The following is a 2,535-nucleotide window of genomic DNA, read 5'->3' as shown; positions in this document are numbered from 1 at the left end:
GACCGATCTGCCGGACGTGCGCGAGCGCGCAGACGCCGCGCGCGAGGCATGCACGAAGCTGCGGTTCCACGAGGCGCTGCGCCGGCGCATCCCCGAGGCCTCGGCCGAGTCGCGCGTCCGCGGCGCCCAGGCGAGCGCGGCCCTCGACGGTGCGGAGTTCCCCGTCGACGTCGTGCGCGAGCTCATGAGCGGCGCCCGCGACTGGCCCGAGGACCTCGATCCAGGACTGCTCGCGCTCAAGGGCGCCGTCGCTGCGACTGCCGAGAGCGAGCGCGTCGTCTCGCTCGTGCGCACCGCTCCGCTCCAGGCGCTGGCCCGCCTCCACGTCGCGGCCGCCTCGCCCGTCGTCAGCGGCGACGCACTGGGTCGCCCGCGGATCGGCGACGAGGGCTGCTCCGAGCTCGTCGACCTCGGTCCGGCTCCGCCGCCCACGGTCGTCGCTGCCCGGCTGGCCTCCCTGTCGGACGTCATCGTCGCCGCGGCGGGGAGCAATCGGGTCCCGGCCGCCGTCGTTGCCGCCCTCGTGCACGCCGAGATCACGGCGGTGCGCCCCTTCGTCCACGGCAACGGCCTCGTCGCCCGGGCCATGGAGCGGGCCCTCGTCCAGGCCCTCGGGCTCGATCCGACCGGCGTCGCCGTCCCCGAGGCCGGCCACGTCAGCAACGGCGGGCCGGCCTACCTGGGTGCGCTCACGGCATACGCCCAAGGAGGTGCCGCCGGCGTCGGGCTGTGGCTCTCGCAGGCAGGCGAGGCGATGGTCCGCGGGGCCGCCGAGGGGACTCGGATCAGCGATGCGGTGCGTGCGGGACGGTTGAGCTGAGCCCCGCCGGCGCGCGTTCGTGCCGATTCGTGCGGGATGTCCAGCCGGGTGGACACTTTCTCGGCCGGCGAAGCAGGTAAGGGGTGTCGCCACGCCGACGGTCTGGAGTAGAACGGTCTCAGGAACCACACATCGCCGGGAGGCGTAGACCGGATCCGCAAGACAGCAGTCTCGAGAAGATGCCGAGTACCCACGCGAGAGCAGTTCACTTGGAACCGTCCACCCCCGGGCGCACAACCGGGGCGACACTTTGAGAATGCACGCCTGGTAGCCCGGAACTTCTCTGGAGGTCCTCCGACCGACGGTCGGAGGACCTCCGTCCTGTGTCGGAGTCTCCTGTCTTTGACGCTCAAAGTGCACGATTTTCTCGTGTCATGACATCACCGGAGAAATCACCGCGTGTCGTGACAACTCGGTTTGCAATCCCGGGGTCCAACAGCCACCATTGATGGTGGTGCTCCCCTCACGGGTCGAGCGCCGACGCGGTCTGGCTCCTCCCCCCCGGCGCCAGTCTCGTGAGGTGGCCTTCGTCTCCCCCCGGACGAGGGCCACCATTATTTTCCCCGGCTGTTCCCGTGGGTTTCGCGGTCCGCGAGTTGTCCACACCTCTTCGGGGTCGAGCCCGTCTGTCCACCGGCGGGCGTATGCCGCTGGGCGGCCTCGAGCGTCTGGACGACGGTTGGCGCATGGGAAACGTCATCGCCTTCATGCCGGCCTCCGGTGGGGTCGGCTCCTCCACCCTCGCAGCCGCCGTCGCGGTCCGCGCCGCTGCAGCGGGACGGACGGTCGTCGCGGTCGACCTCGATGCGCTGGCCGGGTGTCTCGACGTCCTGTTCGGCTTGGAGCAGGAGCGCGGGTGGCGTTGGCGCGAGCTCACCGAGGTCGCTGGTGTCGTCGACGGCCTGGGGCTCGCCGACAGGCTGCCGGTGTCCTGCGGAGTGCCGGTGCTGTCGGGGCGCAGCGTCGCGGGCTGGGCATCGCCGGGTGCTGGGGCGACCAGAGGCGGAGGCGGTGGTGATGGAGGTGGTGGCAGAGGTGCTGGCAGAGGTGGTGGCGACGGGACCAGGGGTGTCGGGGATGTGGCCGCCCGCTGGCTGGACACCGTGCCCGATGTCGTGGCCGGACTGGCCGACGCCCACGCCCTGACGGTCCTCGACCTGCCTCGCGACCCCGCCGTGCTCGATGCCGTCGGCCTGCTCGTCGATGCGGTCGTGGTGGTGGTAGGCACGCAGGTGCCCCAGCTCGCGGCCGCCTCCGCTGTCGTGTCGGGCGCGCGCGGACTGCTCCGCGGTCTTCGGGACAGCGGCAGGTCGTGGGACGCCGAGCCCCTCCTGCCCATCGAGCCCTGGGTGGTGCTGCGCGGTCAGCGCGTCGAGGCCGACCTCGAGGACCTCGTCATGGACGAGCTCGACGTACCGCTCGTGGCCACCGTCCGAGACGATCGGCGCCTCGTCGCGGAGGCGACCGAGGGGCTGCCACCCGGCGCCCGCGGACGCGGAGAGGTCGTGCGCGCGGCCGACGAGCTGCTGCTGCGCCTCACCGACCAGGCCGTCGCCGCATGAGTGTCGAGCCGCGCCCGGGCGGCACCCTCACCCCGGCAGTGTGGCAGCGCGTCCGCGCCGGTGTCGGACCCGATGGCGCCGCGGTCAACGCCGTGGCCGAGCAGGAGCGCGGCGCCCTCGGTGCCCACCGCGTGGCCGAGACGAGGTCTGCAC

The 2,535-nt window shown here is 72.6% G+C and carries 2 protein-coding genes; both read left to right on the top strand.

Going from position 1 to position 2,535, the window contains the following annotated elements:
- The coding region (locus AC1DP0_RS20740) for a Fic family protein (protein ID WP_478088250.1) at positions 1-820 on the top strand (820 nt) is incomplete at its 5' end.
- A gap of 686 nt (positions 821-1,506) precedes the next feature.
- Positions 1,507-2,382: a CpaE-like family protein gene (locus AC1DP0_RS20735; RefSeq protein WP_478088248.1), complete on the top strand. Its 876-nt coding sequence runs from the start codon at positions 1,507-1,509 to the stop codon at positions 2,380-2,382.
- Positions 2,383-2,535 lie beyond the last annotated feature (153 nt).

The organism is Terrabacter sp. P5_B1, from assembly GCF_056400505.1.
The sequence above is the reverse complement of the archived record's forward strand: the minus strand, read 5'-3'. Positions and strand labels throughout refer to the sequence as shown.

Excerpts from the sequence above, each read along its gene's own strand:
- AC1DP0_RS20735 (WP_478088248.1), top strand. The coding sequence starts at position 1,507 with ATGGGAAACGTCATCGCCTTCATGCCGGCCTCCGGTGGGGTCGGCTCC.